Annotated in this window: 15 protein-coding genes; 9 read left to right on the top strand and 6 right to left on the bottom strand. The window is 64.9% G+C overall.

Annotated elements, in window-relative coordinates:
• Nucleotides 1-11: 11 nt before the first annotated feature.
• Nucleotides 12-419, bottom strand: a complete 408-nt coding sequence (locus ACVOKO_RS14975) for a hypothetical protein (protein WP_346499690.1) — start codon at nt 417-419, stop codon at nt 12-14.
• 103 nt (nt 420-522) lie between these two features.
• Here ACVOKO_RS14975 and ACVOKO_RS14970 point away from each other — a divergent pair, with 103 nt between their 5' ends.
• The gene (locus ACVOKO_RS14970; protein ID WP_346499689.1) at nt 523-1,701 is read left to right on the top strand and encodes a CaiB/BaiF CoA transferase family protein; all 1,179 of its coding nucleotides are present in this window, start codon (nt 523-525) and stop codon (nt 1,699-1,701) included.
• A complete protein-coding gene (locus tag ACVOKO_RS14965; RefSeq protein WP_346499688.1) occupies nt 1,670-2,833 on the top strand; it encodes a CaiB/BaiF CoA transferase family protein in 1,164 nt (387 codons plus the stop codon). Before ACVOKO_RS14970 ends, ACVOKO_RS14965 begins: the two co-directional genes overlap by 32 nt.
• A gap of 96 nt (nt 2,834-2,929) precedes the next feature.
• On the opposite strand, the gene ACVOKO_RS14960 is transcribed toward ACVOKO_RS14965, so the two are convergent.
• Together ACVOKO_RS14960 and hrpB are read right to left on the bottom strand one after the other, a co-directional pair.
• Nucleotides 2,930-3,286, bottom strand: coding sequence for a hypothetical protein (locus ACVOKO_RS14960; RefSeq protein WP_346499687.1), 357 nt, complete (start codon nt 3,284-3,286; stop codon nt 2,930-2,932).
• 399 nt (nt 3,287-3,685) lie between these two features.
• On the bottom strand, nt 3,686-6,295 hold the full coding sequence (gene hrpB / locus ACVOKO_RS14955; RefSeq protein WP_346499686.1) for an ATP-dependent helicase HrpB: 2,610 nt from the start codon (nt 6,293-6,295) through the stop codon (nt 3,686-3,688).
• 234 nt (nt 6,296-6,529) lie between these two features.
• On the opposite strand from hrpB, the gene ACVOKO_RS14950 reads away from it, so the two are divergent.
• Nucleotides 6,530-7,327 carry a TatD family hydrolase gene (locus ACVOKO_RS14950; RefSeq protein WP_346499685.1) on the top strand — a complete coding sequence of 266 codons (798 nt, stop codon included), beginning with the start codon at nt 6,530-6,532 and terminating at the stop codon, nt 7,325-7,327.
• 15 nt (nt 7,328-7,342) lie between these two features.
• Here the strand turns inward: ACVOKO_RS14950 and panE are convergent, their stop codons facing one another.
• The 3 genes from panE to ACVOKO_RS14935 form a co-directional block, all read right to left on the bottom strand.
• Complete coding sequence (gene panE, locus ACVOKO_RS14945; RefSeq protein ID WP_346499684.1) at nt 7,343-8,281, bottom strand: 2-dehydropantoate 2-reductase; 939 nt, start codon at nt 8,279-8,281, stop codon at nt 7,343-7,345.
• Between the two features lie 233 nt (nt 8,282-8,514).
• The gene (locus ACVOKO_RS14940) at nt 8,515-9,309 is read right to left on the bottom strand and encodes an ABC transporter permease (RefSeq protein WP_346499683.1); all 795 of its coding nucleotides are present in this window, start codon (nt 9,307-9,309) and stop codon (nt 8,515-8,517) included.
• Entirely contained in the window at nt 9,306-10,265 is a 960-nt protein-coding gene (locus ACVOKO_RS14935; protein ID WP_346499682.1) for an ABC transporter ATP-binding protein, read from the bottom strand. The genes ACVOKO_RS14940 and ACVOKO_RS14935 overlap by 4 nt, the downstream gene beginning before the upstream one ends.
• Before the next feature lie 98 nt (nt 10,266-10,363).
• Here ACVOKO_RS14935 and ACVOKO_RS14930 point away from each other — a divergent pair, with 98 nt between their 5' ends.
• From ACVOKO_RS14930 to ACVOKO_RS14905, 6 genes are all read left to right on the top strand, one after another.
• Nucleotides 10,364-11,113, top strand: coding sequence for a ferredoxin--NADP reductase (locus tag ACVOKO_RS14930; protein ID WP_346499681.1), 750 nt, complete (start codon nt 10,364-10,366; stop codon nt 11,111-11,113).
• 348 nt (nt 11,114-11,461) lie between these two features.
• The gene (locus tag ACVOKO_RS14925; RefSeq protein WP_346499680.1) at nt 11,462-12,046 is read left to right on the top strand and encodes a hypothetical protein; all 585 of its coding nucleotides are present in this window, start codon (nt 11,462-11,464) and stop codon (nt 12,044-12,046) included.
• 9 nt (nt 12,047-12,055) lie between these two features.
• On the top strand, nt 12,056-12,253 hold the full coding sequence (locus tag ACVOKO_RS14920; RefSeq protein WP_057629134.1) for a helix-turn-helix transcriptional regulator: 198 nt from the start codon (nt 12,056-12,058) through the stop codon (nt 12,251-12,253).
• A gap of 69 nt (nt 12,254-12,322) precedes the next feature.
• Nucleotides 12,323-13,852 carry an alpha/beta hydrolase gene (locus ACVOKO_RS14915; protein ID WP_346499679.1) on the top strand — a complete coding sequence of 510 codons (1,530 nt, stop codon included), beginning with the start codon at nt 12,323-12,325 and terminating at the stop codon, nt 13,850-13,852.
• A 30-nt stretch (nt 13,853-13,882) separates the two neighbouring features.
• A complete protein-coding gene (locus ACVOKO_RS14910; RefSeq protein WP_346499678.1) occupies nt 13,883-14,638 on the top strand; it encodes an ABC transporter ATP-binding protein in 756 nt (251 codons plus the stop codon).
• Nucleotides 14,635-15,828: an ABC transporter permease gene (locus tag ACVOKO_RS14905; protein ID WP_346499677.1), complete on the top strand. Its 1,194-nt coding sequence runs from the start codon at nt 14,635-14,637 to the stop codon at nt 15,826-15,828. Before ACVOKO_RS14910 ends, ACVOKO_RS14905 begins: the two co-directional genes overlap by 4 nt.
• The last annotated feature ends 118 nt before the right edge of the window (nt 15,829-15,946 follow it).

Here is a 15,946-nt window from a genome sequence, read left to right as displayed (position 1 = left end):
AGACCAGAGCCCTAGTAGCCCCTCTCCCGCTTGCGGGAGAGGGGTTGGGGTGAGGGGAAGCTTCTAGCAAGCGGAGCCAAAGCTTTAAAAGCTCCCCTCATCCGCCCTTTGGGCACCTTCTCCCGCACGCGGGAGAAGGGACGAAGCAAAGCAACAGCTAGAAGCCAAAGCCAAAAGCAACAGCCAAAAGCAACAGCCAAAGCAATAGCCAAAGCCAAAGCCAAAGCAATAGCCAAAGCCAAAGCCAAAGCCAAAGCAATAGCCAAAGCCAAAGCAATAGCCAAAGCCAAAGCCAAAGCAATAGCCAAAGCCAAAGCCAAAGCCAAAGCAATAGCCAAAGCCAAAGCAATAGCCAAAGCCAAAGCCAAAGCCAAAGCCAAAGCCAAAGCACCGGCGCTAGCAGCAGATCCAACCCTCATCCGCCCCTTCGGGGCACCTTCTCCCGAAGGGAGAAGGGAAGCAGCATCTCTTCGCCGCGGTCCTCAACCAGCCGCGGTGCTTTTTGCAAACCAAAGGCCACACATGAAAGACCTTCCCCTGCAGGGACTACGCATCCTTGCCGTCGAACAGTACGGTGCCGGCCCCTATGGTTCGATGCACCTGGCCGATCTCGGCGCCGAGGTCATCAAGATCGAATCCCCGCCGGGCGGCGATGTCTCGCGCGCCACCGGCCCGTATTTCCTCGGCGAAGGCGACAGCCTGTTCTTCCAGACCTTCAACCTCAACAAGCGCTCGCTGCGCCTGGACCTGAAGGCCGCCGAAGGCCGCGAAGTCTTCGAGAAGCTCGTCGCCAGCGCCGATGCCGTACTCAACAACCTGCGTGGTGATCAGCCCGGCAAGCTCGGCCTGGATTACGCCACGCTGTCCAAACTCAACCCGAAGATCGTCTGCGCCCATCTGTCCGCCTATGGCCGCGACAACGAGCGCGCGGCGTGGCCGGGCTATGACTACCTGATGCAGGCCGAGGCCGGCTTCATGGCGCTGACCGGTGAACCCGACGCGCCGCCGGCGCGCTTCGGCCTGTCGATGGTCGATTTCATGACCGGTACCACCATGTCGATGGGCCTGCTGGCCGCCATCATCGGTGCCATGCGCACCGGCCAGGGCCGCGATGTCGATGTCAGTCTTTTCGATGTGGCCCTGCACCAGCTCAGCTACCCGGCCACCTGGTATCTCAACGAGGGCCACCGCACCGAGCGCTTGTCGCGCAGCGCGCATCCGTCCACCGTGCCGTGCCAGGTCTACCGCACCGCCGATGGCTGGGTGATGGTGATGTGCATGCTGGAGAAGTTCTGGCAGACCTTTGTCGAAGGTATCGGCAATCCGGCCTGGGCCGCCGAGCCGCGCTTCGCCAACTTCGCCGAGCGCCGCAAGGTGCGCGATGAACTGACCGTGCTGGTCGACGCTATCCTCGGCACCCAGCCCACCGCGCACTGGACGCAGCTGTTCGCTGGCCGCATTCCGATCGCGCCGGTGCTGGATATTGCCCAGGCGCTGGACAATCCCTATGTGCGCGATGTCGACATGTTGCAGGACGTCGAACATGCACAAGGCACGCAGCGGCTGCTGCGCAATCCGATCAAGCTCGATGGCCAGCGCCTGAGCGGCAGCGCCTGCCCGCCGCTGAACGCCGATGCCGACGCGCTGCTGCGCGAGCTCGGTTACAACGATGCAGACCGCGCGCGCCTGCTCGGCGCGTGAGGCACGGGAGTTGATGATGAAGCTTGAAGGCGTACGCGTACTGGATCTTTCGCTGTTCCTGCCCGGCCCGCACCTGACCATGGTGATGGCCGATCACGGCGCGGAGGTGATCAAGATCGAGCCGCCCAGCGGCGAACCGGTGCGCGAGGTCGGCCTGAAGCAGGCCGGGGTCAGCACCTGGTTCCGCAACACCCATCGCGGCAAGCGCTGCATCGTGCTCGATCTGAAGAGTGAGGCAGGCAAGGCGGCATTCGCCAGGCTGGTGGAATGGGCCGACGTGGTGGTGGAAGCCTTCCGCCCCGGTGTGGCCAAACGCCTGGGCATCGACTACGCCAGCTGCAAGGCCATCAATCCCAGGCTGGTGTACTGCGCGATCAGTGCCTTCGGCCAGACCGGCCCCAAGGTCAACCGCCCCGCGCACGATCTGGCCATGCAGGCCGATACCGGCGTGGTCAGCCTCAACCGTGCACCGGATGGCACGCCGGCCATGCCGCATATGCCGGTGGCCGATATGGCCGGCTCGCTGATGGCGCTCAACGGAATTCTGATGGCCTTGTTCCGCCGCGAACGCAGCGGCGAAGGCGATTACATCGATCTGTCGATGCAGGACGCGCTGATGGCCTGGCTGCCGAATGTGCTGGGCCCGCCGTTCGCGCTTGGCCGCGACCCGGTGATCAAGGAAGAACGCAGCTGGGGCGGCAATGCGCTGTACAAGCTGTACCGCTGTTCCGATGACCGCTGGATCGCACTGGGCGGCGCTGAGCACAAGTTTGCCGAGAACCTGCTCAACGCATTGGGCCGTGCCGATCTGATCCATCTGTGCCATCTGCCGCCTGGGCCCGGTCAGGACCCGGTAAAGGAATTCCTGGCGGAGACCTTCTCGCGGCGCACGCTGGTGGAATGGACCTTGTTCCTGCACGACATCGACGTGTGCTGGGCGCCGGTCAAGACGCTTACCGAGGCCTTCAACGATCCGCATACGCGTGCGCGTGAGATGGTCTGGACCGATGCGCAGGGCGGTACCCACCTGGGCATTCCAATCAAATTCGCCAACGAGCCGGGGCGTATCAATCCGCAGCTCGACGACATCGGCGAATCCACCGCAGCCGTATTGGCAGAACTAGGTCTCTAGCAAGCTGCAGGACCTCCTCCCTCCCTTTGCCTGCGGCAAGGGGAGGGCTGGGGAGGGGTAGCTCTTACCTCAAGCACCCCGCCCAAAAAACCAGACTCAGGCGTCGCTGCCGATATCGCTGGTTTCATCGGTCACGCTGGCCGCATGACGACGGCGCTGCGCGATCTGCCGCGACTTGGCTTCGATGGCCTCGTTGTCACGCTTGTTGCGGCGGTACAGCGCATAACCCAACAGGCCCAGGCCAACGGCGGCAACGGCGACGGTAGCGGTGGGGTTGCGCTTGGCGACGCGGGTAACGGCGCGGCCACCACTTTTCATCGCACCAATCGCAGCGCCGGTCTTCAGCCATTCCGCAGCGCTGGAGCCGCCGTGCTTGATGCCGCCGCCGGCGTTGTTGACCAGTTCCAGGGCGCGTTCCAGTGCCGGTCCGGTGATATCGCTGAACTTGCTCATGTGGGGGACTCCTTGTGGTTACAGGTCAGACCCTAAGTTTTACCAGAGGGGCGTGTAGGGGATGTTAGCCGGGAAGCGCAAATACGGGTTGTGGGTGGCTGAAGCTGAAGCAACGGCAACGCGGAGGTGCACGGCCGGCAAGGCTCGCATCGAGCGGTAGGATCACCGTCAAAGGTTAGATCGGAGTCAAAGGCAGGATCAAAACCAACGGCGACCCCTCCCCAACCCTCCCCTGCGCTACGCGCAAGGGAGGGGGCCAGTGCGGCTGCGCTGCACGCTGACAGATTGCCAAGAACCGCCCCTCCCTTTGCCGTAGGCAAGGGGAGGGTTGGGGAGGGGTGCTTTTGCTCTCGTTTTTTCTCTCGCTTCCGCCTGTGCCGCAGCCCCGCCAAACCCCAATCAGGTCCCCCGCGGCTTCGCCCTGTGCGTCGCCGTAGCGCTCCACGGATCGTCCGGCCATGGATGCCTGGGGTAACGCCCCTTCATTTCCTTCCGCACTTCGGCATACGTGTTCTGCCAGAAGTTGCGCAGGTCGCCGGTTACCTGCAGCGGCTTTCCGCCGGGTGACAGCAGGTGCAGCAACAAGGGCACGCGGCCATCGGCGATACGCGGCGTATCGGCCAGGCCGAACAGTTCCTGCAGCTTCACCGCCAGCACCGGCGGACGCGGGCTGATGCCGTCATCGTCGAGCGCGTACTCGATGCGCCGCTCCATGCCCGAGGGCACGCTGACGCGCAGCGGTGCGTGCTTGTCTACCAGCTGCCGCTTGCTCCAATCAAGACCCGATTTCAGCGCTTCCCCCAGCTCTTCCTCGGCCAACGCATCCAGCCGCGTCTTGCCGTTGAAGGCCGGCAGCAACCAGTCATCCAGCGTGGCCAGCAAGGCGGCATCGGAGAGGTCGGGCAGTTCCAGTTCCGGCATCCATTGCCGCAGCCCCATCACCCGCCAGCGCAACTGCTGCAGGTTTTCGGTCCACGGCAGGGCGTCCAGCCCCAGCTCACGGACGGCGTCGGTCAATGCACGTGCGGCCCGTGCAGGATCCACCTGGCCGGCAGAACGGCTGTCCAGCACGATGCGCTCAAAGCTGCTTTCGCGGCGTGCTTCCAGGGCACGTTTGCTGCTGTTCCAGCGCACCACGTCCTGGGTCTTGAAACGCTCGGGGAAGTCGCGGCGCAGGCGCCGCTCGTCCACCGGTGCCGCGCGCAGGATCAGTGCATCACGCGGATCGTGGCGCAGCTCGCTGATCACCAGCCACGGTTCGCCGCGCAGGTCGCTGTTGTCGAACTGGCGCGCGCTGCGGCCGTTGGCCAATTGATAGCGTTGCGGATCTGTAGGGTGCTGGGTGGCGATACGGTCGGGGAAGGCATGGGCCAGCAGGTCGCCTAGCGCGTGTGCTTCGCTATCGGCCGGGGGCAGCGCCTCGCAGCGCAGGCGTCGGCGCCACTGTTTGGCGGCCGCGTCGATCGCCGCCAGACCGCCGCGGTTGGCATCCTGCGGCGCGCGGCCACTGCGGAATGCAGCCAAGGCACGCCAGCGGGCGGCCAGCGCATCGCCGCCCTGGCGCAGTGGATCGCGGGCTTCCAGCAGCGCGGCCAGGTCGGCGGCCAGGGCTTGTTCGCGCGGATTGTGCGCGGACAGCAGCATCGCCGCCATCCGTGGATGCGTGCCCATCGCCAGCATGCGTTTGCCCAGCGCGGTGATGCTGTTGTCTTCGTTCAAGGCGCCGAGCCCACGCAGCAGTTCGCGCGCGGCGGAAAGAGCGCCTGCCGGTGGCGGATCGACGAAGCGCAGCTGGTCGCTGCCCCAGGCGGCCAGCTCAAGTGCCAGCCCGGCCAGTTCCACCTGCGCCATTTCAGGACGGCGTTGTGGTTCCAGTCGCTGCGATTGCGGCCACAGCCGCCACGCCCAGCCCGATGCCACACGTCCGGCACGGCCGGCACGCTGGTCGGCCGAGGCCTGCGAGATGTTCACCGCATCCAGGCGCGAGAAACCGCTGTTGGGGTCGTAACGCGGCTCGCGCGCCAGGCCGGCATCGATCACCACCCGCACGCCGGGCAGGGTGACCGAGGATTCGGCGACATTGGTAGCCAGCACCACGCGGCGACGGCCGTCGGGATCGGGCTGCAGCACGCGGGTTTGTTGCTCGATCGGCAGCTCGCCGTGGAGGGGGAGCACCTCATAGCCTTCTCCCTGCGGGAGAAGGTGGCGCGCAGCGGCGGATGAGGGTGCGGGCGAAGCCTGCTGTAGTTGGCCGATGTGGGCAGCGCCCCCGACCCTCTCCCCAACCCCTCCCCCGGAGGGGGAGGGGCTTAAAGCGGCTTGCACCCGTGCAATCTCGCGCTGTCCTGGCAGGAATACCAATACATCACCGGGATGCTCGGCCACCGCCTGCTCCACCGCGCGCCGGGTCTGTGCTTCCAGAGCCTCATCGCGCCGCGCCGGGAAATGGCTCACTTCCACCGGGTAGCTGCGGCCTTCGCTGGACAGGCGCGGCGCATCCAGAAACTGCGCCAGCCGCTCGCCATCCAACGTGGCCGACATCACCACGATGCGCAGGTCCTCGCGCAGCTGTGCCTGCACGTCCAGCGCCAGTGCCAGGCCCAGATCCGCCGACAGGTGACGTTCGTGGAATTCATCGAACAGCAGCGCGCCAACGCCTTCCAGTAGCGGGTCGTCCTGCAGCATGCGGGTCAGAATGCCTTCGGTGACCACTTCCACGCGGGTACGCGCGGACACCTTGTTCTCGAAGCGGATGCGGTAACCAACGGTTTCGCCAACCGGTTCGCCCAGCTGCTTGGCCATGAAGGTGGCGGCGCTGCGCGCGGCCACGCGGCGTGGTTCCAGCATGAGGATTTTGCCGCCCTGCAGCCACGGTGCCTCCAGCAGCGCCAGCGGCACCTGGGTGGTTTTGCCGGCGCCGGGTGGCGCCTCCAGTACCAGCCGCGAATGCGCGGCCAGCTGTTGGAGTATGTCGGGGAGCAGCGGGGTGATGGGGAATGCAGTTGCCATCGGCGCATTGTAGAAGCCGCGCACGCCAGGCGCCCGGTAGCCGCGTAGCCCGGGTAAGCCTGTAGCCCGGGTAAGCGCAGCGCACCCGGGGCTTTTCGCGCGGCCCCTACGATTCAGCGAACTGCCCCGGGTGCGCTGTGCTTACCCGGGCTACCGGGCTTCGTTCATGGTTTGGGGGCCGGGCTGGGACCAAACCTCTACAATCACGCTTTCTGTCTGCCTACTTCCAGCTCAATGCAACTGATCGACATCGGCGCCAACCTCACCCACGAATCCTTCGATCGCGACCTGGACGCGGTGCTGGAGCGCGCCAAGGCCGCCGGCGTGGCGCAGATGGTGATCACCGGCGCCAGCCGCGAGCACTCGCCGATGGCCCTGGAACTGGCGCAGCGCCATCCCGGTTTCCTGTACGCCACCGCCGGCGTGCATCCGCATCACGCCAGTGAATACACCGACGAGTGCGATGCCGAAATGCGCGCATTGCAGGCGCATCCGGAAGTGGTGGCGGTGGGCGAGTGTGGCTTGGATTACAACCGCGATTTCTCGCCGCGCCCGGCCCAGCGCAAGGCCTTCGAGCGGCAGCTGCAGATTTCCGCTGACCTTGCCGGTAAGCCGCTATTCCTGCACCAGCGCGATGCGCACGATGACTTCCTGGCGATGATGAAGAACTTCGACGGCAAGCTGGGCCCGGCAGTGGTGCATTGCTTCACCGCCGAACGCCGCGAGTTGTTCGATTACCTGGACCGCGATTGGTACATCGGCATCACCGGTTGGCTGTGCGACGAACGCCGTGGCGCGCACCTGCGCGAGCTGGTCAAGCACATCCCGGCCGAGCGCCTGATGATCGAGACCGACGCACCGTATCTGCTGCCGCGCACGATGCGGCCGCTGCCCAAGGATCGCCGCAACGAGCCGGCGTTCCTGTCGCATATCGTCGAGGAACTGGCACGTGATCGTGGCGAAGACGTGGCCGTTACCGCCGCCAATGCTACCGCCGCGACGCGCGCCTTCTTCCGCCTGCCGCCGGTCTGACGGCAGGCGCAGGCTTCAAACGGCGCGTTGCGCTTCGTAGGCCTGCAGGTGGCAGTACGCGGCCTGCAGCAGCGGTGCGGATTGCCCGGCCGCAAGCGCGCGGCCCAGCATGTCGCCGACGATATGCGCGGCCTCCACGCGTTGACCGGCTTCCAGATCGCGCAGCATTGAAGCCTTGATCGGCGAACCGGGCTTGGTGATGGCGCCCAGTGCGATGTCCTGTGCCTTCGCTGGAATCGGCTGCCCGGCCTGCGCGGCGACCGCCAGGCATTCGGCGTACAAGGCCTGCATGAAAGCGGTGCCGTGATCGCTGGCAACGATGCTGCCGACATCGGCGCGCATCAGGCAGGTGCCAGCCGCCAACGCGGTCAGGAAGCTGTATTTGATCCACTGCTCCTGGGCGATGTCGGCCGATGCAACGTGGTCGATGCCGGTCTGTTCGCAGGCTTGTGCGAGTGCAGTCACACGCGCGCTGTTGGCCGCACCATCGCGCTCACCGAAGGTCAGCTTGGCCGGCTTGTCCAGGTGCAGCACGGCGCCGTCCTCGGCCTTGGTCGCGCTGATGAAGCACAGCCCGCCGAGCACGCGCTCGCGTCCAAAGCGTGCATCCAGGTCAGCGTAGTGGCGCAGGCCATTGAGAATCGGCAGCACGCTGGTGGTGACGCCGACTGCCGCTGCGATGGCGTCGATGGAGCTCTCCAGGTCATAGGCCTTGCAGCTGAGGATGACCAGATCGAAGGGATTTTCCTTCGCCAGTTGCGGCAGGGCGTCGGCAGTGACGTGGGCGACCGCAAATGCGGCATCGCCGAGCGGGCTGCGGATTACCAGGCCATCACGATCCAGCTGTGCAGCGCGGTTGGGCCGCACCAGGAAAGTGACATCGACGCCGGCCTGGGCCAGCCGACCACCAAAGTAACCGCCGGTACCACCGGCACCGAGAATCAGGATGCGCATCGCTTGGATATCCATCAACAGTGGGGAGTGAAGCCATCATAGGGGCTCGGGGTGTTGTAGGAGCGGCGTGAGCCGCGAAGCTGACATTGCATCCGGCCAGGAAAAACAGGGTTTGCAATAGTCTGGATGCAAGAGCCAGCTTGGTCTGATGTTGTACGAGTTTCGCGGCTTATGCCGCTCCCACAAATGCGAGAACAAAAGCCAAAAAAAAAGGCGCCTTTCGGCGCCTTCTTTCAGCTGCGCAGGCCTACGCCGCGCTTCAACAGCCAGAGTGCCAAGGTGGTCAGCGCTACAACAAAACCCAGCATCAAGGCATACGACACCCACAACGGCACGTCGCTGCTGCCGAGCAGGCCGTAGCGGAACGCATTGACCATGTAGAAGATCGGGTTGGCATGGGTCATCGCCTGCGCCCAGCCCGGCAACAAGGTCACCGAGTAGAACACGCCGCCCAGGTAGGTCAGCGGGGTCAGGATGAAGGTCGGCACGATCGCTACGTCATCGAACTTCTTGGCGTAAACCGCATTGATGAAGCCGGCCAGCGAGAAGATCGTCGCGCCTAGCAGCACCGTGGTCAGCGTCACCAGCGGGTGCGGGATGCGCACCGGAGTGAAGAACATGGCGATGATCAGCACGATCACGCCCACCATCAAACCGCGCAGCACCGCGCCGGCTACATAGCCGCCGAGGATCACCCAGTTCGGCATCGGGCTGACCAGCAGTTCTTCGATATGCCGGCCGAACTTGGCGCCGAAGAACGAGGAGCTGATGTTGCCGTAGCTGTTCTGGATGACGCTCATCATCACCAGGCCCGGCACGATGAACTGCATGTAGCTGTAACCGCCCATCTGCCCGATCTTGGAGCCGATCAGGCCGCCGAAGATCAGGAAGTACAGGGTCATGGTGATGGCCGGCGGCACCAGGGTCTGGCCCCAGATGCGCAGGATGCGGTTGACCTCGCGACGAACGATGGTGCCCAGCGCCACCCAGTTGCGGCTGCTGTCGGTCACGGGAACGGGGGTACTCATGCTGCGCTGTTCTCCAGGTTGCCGGTGAGCCGCACGAACAGCTCCTCCAGGCGGTTGCTCTTGGTGCGCATCGAACGCACGCGGATGCCGGCGGCATTCAAGGCGTCGAAAACACGGTTCAGGTCCATCGCGCGCGGCATGTCCATATCCAGCGTATGCGCGTCGGTGGCGACCAGGGTGGCGCCTTCGATATGCGGCAGCTGGGCGGGCAGTTCACCGTCGATGTCGAACAGGAAGCCTTCCACGTCGAGCTTGGCCAGCAGGCCGCGCATCGGCCCCTGCTCCACGATCTGGCCGTGGTTGATGATGGCCAGGTTGCGGCACAGCTGCTCGGCCTCTTCCAGGTAATGGGTGGTGAGGATGATGGTGGTGCCGGCGGCGTTGATTTCCTGCAGCGTCTTCCACATGTCGCGGCGGATCTCGATGTCCACGCCTGCGGTGGGCTCATCGAGGATGAGCAGGCGCGGCCGGGTCATCATTGCGCGGGCGATCATCAACCGGCGCTTCATGCCGCCGGACAGGGTGCGGCTCATCATCTGCGCCTTGCCCCACAGGTGCGCACGCTTGAGCTCTTCCTCGGCGCGTACTTCAGCCTCCGCACGCGGAATCCCGTAGAAGCCGGCGTAGTTGACCAGGATGTCGAAGGGCTTCTCGAACAGGTTGAAGTTGATTTCCTGTGGCACCAGGCCGATCAGCCGCATGGTGGCGCTGCGCTCGGCGACCAGGTCGCTGCCGAACACCTGCACCTGGCCTTGGCTGAGGTTGACCAGTGAAGAGACAATGCCGATCAGGGTCGACTTGCCGGCGCCGTTGGGGCCGAGCAGGGCGAAAAAGTCGCCCGGGGCGACTTCCAGCGACACGCCCTTCAGCGCTTCGACGCCGTTGTCGTAGGTCTTGCGCAGGTCGCTGATGCGCAGCGCGGCTGTGCCGGGAGGAGCAGGGGTACGGGAGTCCAATCTTTGGCCTTCGCGCCGAGTACAGGCGTCGGATAAGTGCAGGCCGGTATTATAGGAGCCCCCGTGGTCCATGCCCGGTTACACACTGTTCCCCTCCTGTGCCAATCCAATTCCCCCTCAAGCTGGTCGGCCGCCACATGCTGGCGCCGAGCATCGGCCATTACCAGTTCGTCCGTGATGACGGCCAGCCGCTGGATTTCCTGCCCGGCCAGTTCATTCAGATTCACTTCGATTACGCCGACGGCACCCCGACCAAGCGCAGCTACTCCCTGGCCACTATCCATGACCGTGCCCTGGGCCCGGGCGAGGCGGTGGAAATCGCGGTCAGTTTCGTGCCCGGCGGCGCTGCCACGGCCTTGTTCGAGGGCATGGACCTGGGCGACCACGTCAGTGGCAGCGGTCCCTTTGGCCGGTTCTGCCTGCAGCCGGGCGACCACAATGCCCGCTACCTGCTGATCGCCACCGGCACCGGCGTCACCCCCTACCGCTCGATGCTGCCGCAGTTGCATGAGGCAATGGTCGAGCGTGGCGTGGAGGTGGTGCTGCTGCAGGGCGCGCGGACGCCGGAAGAGCTGCTCTACAGCGACGACTTCTACGCCTTTGCCGCCGCCAACCCCGGCTTCCGCTACATGCCCTGCCTGTCGCGGGAACTGCCTGAAAACCCGCACCCGGATGTCCGCAAGGGCTATGTACAGCAGCAGCTGGCGGAGATCGCGCCGGACCCGGCCCGCGATATCGCCTACCTTTGCGGTAACCCGGACATGGTCGATACCTGCGTGGAAGTGCTCAAGCAAGCGGGGCTGTCGATGCCGCAGATCCGCCGCGAGAAGTACGTCAGCAGCAAGTGATCCTTGGCGGCTGCGCTGCAGTCGCCTCTCCCGGTGAGCCGGCGTGTCCGGCCCCGGTTTGGTTTTGATCCGCATAAAGGCGCGACGCTTCGTTCGCGCCTTTCTTCGTTGTGGATGCGGTCTTGCCGGCTTGGCCCGGGCAAGGGGCAGCGTAATCGTCGTTTCCATCTGTAAAGGATGCTTGACAGGTCGGCCGTGCCGGCCCCAGGATGTGTCAAGCGTGCTTTACAGGAGTTGGGCCATGGGTCATTGCAGCTGTCTTGTCCGTTCCACCGCGACGGGTTCCGTCGCCAGCCGGTCGCTTACCCTGGCCGCCGGCCCGCAGATGCGGGCGCAAGGGGCAGGGCGATGAGCCGTACTTCTTGGACCGTGGGCATGCTGCTTGCGGCGGCGGTGTCCGCAGTCCTCGCCTGGGTCGTGATGCAGTGGCAGCCGATGGGCGCGCAGCCGAAGTTTGCCGGCATTCTGTGTGGTATCGCCCTGGGCCTGGCATTGGCAGCGCTGCTGCGCCGCTTCATGCCCGATGGCTGCGACGCCGCCCCGGCCAAGCTGCGCAAGCGTTATACCCGCGAAGTGATGCTGGCCATGGCCGGTTACATGGTGCTGCTGGTGGCATCGAGCCTGTTGCTCAAGCGCGTGGACGAACCGCTGCTGCGTGCGCTGGTCGCCTTGCTGCCGGTGCCGCCGGTGGTGTTGATGTTGCGGGCAATGGTCCGCTACATCCGCGATGTGGATGAACTGCAGCAACGCATCGAGCTGGAGGCGGTCAGCTTCGCCACTGGCTTTGTATCGCTGGTCTACCTGACCGGTGGGTTCCTGCAGGTCGCCAAGGTGATCGACATTCCTTCCGGTGTGGCGATGATCTGGGTTTTCCCGCTGGTCTGCCTGGCCTACGGGCTGGCCAAGGCCGTGGTCGTGCGGCGCTACAACTGAGAGCCGGCGATGGATAACCGATTGCGCGAACTGCGCGAGGCCAAGGGCTGGTCACAGGGCGAACTGGCCGAGCAGCTGGAGGTATCCCGGCAGACGGTCAATGCGCTGGAGACGGGCAAATACGATCCCAGCCTGCCGTTGGCGTTCCGCATTGCCCGCCTGTATGAAAGCCGCATCGAAGAAATTTTCTTTCCTGATGTCACATAGCTGCCGCGCCCGCGTCTGGATGCAGGTAGACCCGTTAATTTCCTTCAACCGTGAGGGGCTGTTCCGATGATGTCCCGCAAGACCCAAACCATCCTTGCCTTGGCCGTGATCGCCGGTATCGTCGGCTACCGCCTGGTGCGGTCCACCGATACCCCCGCGCCTGCCGCACCGCAGGCAGCCGCTGCCGCGGTTGCTGCGGGCAAGCCGCAGACGCTGGGCAGCCTGCACTTCCAGCCCTGCAGCCTGAGCGCGAGTGGCAGCCGCGACAGCCTGGAAGCGCAGTGCACCACGCTGGAAGTGCCCGAAGACCGGGCAAACCCGCAGGGCCGCAAGATTGCACTGAACATCGCCTGGGTCGCCCCGGAGAAGGAAAGCGACCTGCAGCCGGACCCGGTGTTCTTCCTGGCCGGTGGCCCTGGGCAGGCGGCGGTTGCCACCTACCCGCAGGTGGACGCGGCATTTGCCGAGGTGCGCAAGCACCGCAACGTGATCCTGGTCGACCAGCGCGGCACCGGCGAGTCGAACCTGCTGGCCTGCGATACGCCGGACGATGCGGATTTCAGCACGGCCTCGATGGTGGCAGTGGCGCGCAGCTGCGCAGCTGAGCTGGCAAAGAAGGCCGACCTGCGCTTCTACACCACCACCGAGGCGGTGGCGGATCTGGATGCGGTGCGCCAGGCCATCGGTGCGGCGCAGATCAATCTGGTCGGTGTCAGCTATGGCACCCGCGTGGCCCAGCAGTACGCCATGCGTCATCCGCAGGCCACGCGCAGCATCGTGCTGGACTCGGTGGTGCCGAACAGCCTGCAGCTGGGCAACATCTTCGCGCGCAACCTTGATGACGCCTTGGCGCTGCAGTTCGCACAGTGCACCAAGACCGCCTCGTGCAAGGACAAGCTGGGCGATCCGCGCGCCGAGCTGGACGTGCTGCTGGCCAAGCTGCGTGCGCAGCCGGTGACGGTGCAATACCGCGATGCTGGCACGGGCGAGCAGCGCGAAGGCGAGCTGCGTGCGGAAACCGTAGCCGGGCTGGTGCGCATGTATGCCTACATGCCGGCTGCCGGTGCGTTGCTGCCCAAGCTCATCCACGAAGCCAACGGCGGCCGCTACGACAATCTGATGGCGCTGACGCAGATGCTGCAGGGCGAGATGAAGGACAGCATGGCGATGGGCATGCAGCTCTCGGTGGTGTGCAGCGAGGACAACGAAAGCATGGTCGCCAACAGCGCCGATGCCGACACCGTGCTCGGTAATCAGATGGCCGAAGCCATGGGCGCGATGTGCGCCAGCTGGCCCAAGGGCACGGCGCCAGCCGACTTCCACAAGCCGCTGGCCGGCAAGGTGCCTGCGCTGGTGCTGGAAGGCGAGTTCGATCCGGTGACCCCGCCACGCTACGGCGAGGAAGTGGTCAAGCACCTGGATAACGCGCGCCTGTTCGTGCTGCGTGGCCAGGGCCACAACGTGATCGGTGCCGGCTGCATGCCCAAGCTGTTTGCGCAGTTCATTGAAAAGACCGACCCGAAGGCGCTCGACGGTGCCTGTCTGGAAAAACTCAACTACGTGCCGCCGTTCACCAGCTTCAATGGCTGGGAACCGTGACATCACCGCATCACTGAGGAATCCGCTTCCATGATCGTTGCAGAACGACTTCGCAAGACCTTCCCCGGCAAGGGCAAGGACAAGACGCCGGTGATTGCCGTGGATGACGTGGGCTTCACTGCCCACGACGGCCAGATCACCGGTCTGCTCGGCCCCAACGGCGCCGGCAAGACCACCACCCTGCGCATGCTGTACACGCTGATGACGCCGGAAAGCGGCCGCGTGCTGGTCGATGGCATCGATGCCGCCGTCGACCCCAACGCGGTGCGCCGCAGCCTCGGCGTATTGCCGGACGCACGCGGCGTCTACAAGCGCCTGACCGCGCGCGAGAACATCGACTACTTCGGTGAACTGCATGGCATGAGTTCGGCCGCCATCGTCGAGCGCACCGCGCGCCTGGCCAAGGCACTGCAGATGGAGGATTTCCTCGACCGTGCAACCGAGGGTTTCAGCCAGGGCCAGCGCACCAAGACCGCGATTGCCCGCGCGCTGATCCACGACCCGCGCAACGTGATTCTCGATGAGCCGACCAACGGCCTGGACGTGATGACCACCCGTGGCCTGCGTGGCTTCCTCAAGGAACTGCGCGAGGAAGGCCGCTGCGTGATTTTCTCCAGCCACATCATGCAGGAGGTCGCCGCGCTGTGTGACCGCATCGTGATCGTCGCGCAGGGCAGGGTGGTTGCACAGGGCACGCCGGAGGAACTGCGCGAGCAGGCCCACGAAAACAACCTGGAAGACGCGTTCGTCAAATTGATCGGCAGCGAGGAGGGCCTGCACGCATGAGCACGACCGGATACTTCCGCGCGATCTTCACGGTGATGCGCAAGGAGCTGCGCGATTTCGCCCGCGACCGCCGCACCTTCCTGCTGACCCTGCTGACCGCACCATTGCTTTACCCGCTGCTGTTCCTGGGCATGAACAAGCTCACCAACCTGCGCGCTGAAACGCAGTTGGAAAAAGACTTGAGCATCCCAGTGGTGGGCATCGCCCGCGCGCCGAATCTGGTCGCGTTCCTGGCCAGCCGCGGCATCAATGCCACCGAAGCACCGGCCGACATCGAAAGCCTGATCCGCAGCCAGCGCGAAGACTTGGCGCTGGTGATCGACGAGAACTTCGCCGCCGACTGGCAGGCCGGCAAGCCGGCCAAGGTGGAGATCGTGGCCGATACCACCCGCCGCACCGGCGAGGTGCAGATTGCTCGCGTACGCAGCGTGCTGAGTGCTTACGGGCAGTCGGTGGGTGCATTGCGTCTGCTGGCGCGTGGCGTCAACCCGATGGTGGCCGCGCCGGTCAATGTCGGTACCCGCGACCTTGCAACGGCCGAGGCCAAGCGCGGCATCTTCCTGTCGGTGGTATTGCCGCTGGTGTTGATGCTGTTCGCCTTCATCGGCGGCTCGCACCTGGCGATGGATACCACCGCCGGCGAGCGTGAGCGGCAATCGCTGGAGCCCTTGCTGGCCACACCGGCCGCACGCGGCGCCTTGGTCAGCGGCAAGATGCTGGCGGCGGTGGTACTGGGCCTGGCTTCGATGTTGCTGATCCTGATCTCGTTCAAGATCAGTGCCAGCATCGGCGGCGGCGCAGCGCGTTCACTGGATGTCAGCTTCGCGGCGATGGGCAAGCTGCTGGTGATCCTGCTGCCGCTGGTGCTCATTGGTACCGCCTTGCTGACCTGCCTGTCGGCCAGCTCCAAGAGCATGAAGGAGGCACAGAGCCATATGGTCTGGTTGATGCTGCTGCCGATGCTGCCGGGTTACGCCTTGATGGCCTACCCGCTGAAGGACACCCAGCTGTGGCAGTACGCGGTGCCGTTCCTGTCGCAGAACCAGATGCTGGTGAAGGTCACCCGCGGCGAGATGCCATCGGCCACGCAGTGGGCGGTGTATCTGGCCGCCTCGGTGCTGCTGGCGGTGCTGCTGTGGGCAGTGGCGGTATGGCGTTACCGCCAGGAGCGGCTGGCAATCTCCAGCTGACAAGGCGTCTTCGGTAGTGCCGGGCCATCCTCGGGACAACCCGTGGGTCCAAAAAAAAGTCCCCGATTGGGGAGGGCGAATGTTTTTTTTTTTTGTTTGAGTGACAAAACAGCAACGG

This window comes from Stenotrophomonas sp. STEN240 (assembly GCF_056756175.1).
Note: the sequence above shows the minus strand (reverse complement) of the source record. Positions and strands in the feature narration are given on the sequence as shown.

Bases quoted from the DNA above. Each gene is read 5' to 3' on its own strand.
- hrpB (WP_346499686.1), bottom strand. From the start codon at position 6,295: ATGGCAACTGCATTCCCCATCACCCCGCTGCTCCCCGACATACTCCAA.
- ACVOKO_RS14960 (WP_346499687.1), bottom strand. From the start codon at position 3,286: ATGAGCAAGTTCAGCGATATCACCGGACCGGCACTGGAACGCGCCCTG.
- ACVOKO_RS14950 (WP_346499685.1), top strand. From the start codon at position 6,530: ATGCAACTGATCGACATCGGCGCCAACCTCACCCACGAATCCTTCGAT.
- ACVOKO_RS14975 (WP_346499690.1), bottom strand. From the start codon at position 419: ATGAGGGTTGGATCTGCTGCTAGCGCCGGTGCTTTGGCTTTGGCTTTG.
- ACVOKO_RS14970 (WP_346499689.1), top strand. From the start codon at position 523: ATGAAAGACCTTCCCCTGCAGGGACTACGCATCCTTGCCGTCGAACAG.
- ACVOKO_RS14915 (WP_346499679.1), top strand. From the start codon at position 12,323: ATGTCCCGCAAGACCCAAACCATCCTTGCCTTGGCCGTGATCGCCGGT.
- ACVOKO_RS14925 (WP_346499680.1), top strand. From the start codon at position 11,462: ATGAGCCGTACTTCTTGGACCGTGGGCATGCTGCTTGCGGCGGCGGTG.
- ACVOKO_RS14905 (WP_346499677.1), top strand. From the start codon at position 14,635: ATGAGCACGACCGGATACTTCCGCGCGATCTTCACGGTGATGCGCAAG.
- panE (WP_346499684.1), bottom strand. From the start codon at position 8,281: ATGCGCATCCTGATTCTCGGTGCCGGTGGTACCGGCGGTTACTTTGGT.
- ACVOKO_RS14940 (WP_346499683.1), bottom strand. From the start codon at position 9,309: ATGAGTACCCCCGTTCCCGTGACCGACAGCAGCCGCAACTGGGTGGCG.
- ACVOKO_RS14920 (WP_057629134.1), top strand. From the start codon at position 12,056: ATGGATAACCGATTGCGCGAACTGCGCGAGGCCAAGGGCTGGTCACAG.
- ACVOKO_RS14910 (WP_346499678.1), top strand. From the start codon at position 13,883: ATGATCGTTGCAGAACGACTTCGCAAGACCTTCCCCGGCAAGGGCAAG.
- ACVOKO_RS14965 (WP_346499688.1), top strand. From the start codon at position 1,670: ATGCAGACCGCGCGCGCCTGCTCGGCGCGTGAGGCACGGGAGTTGATG.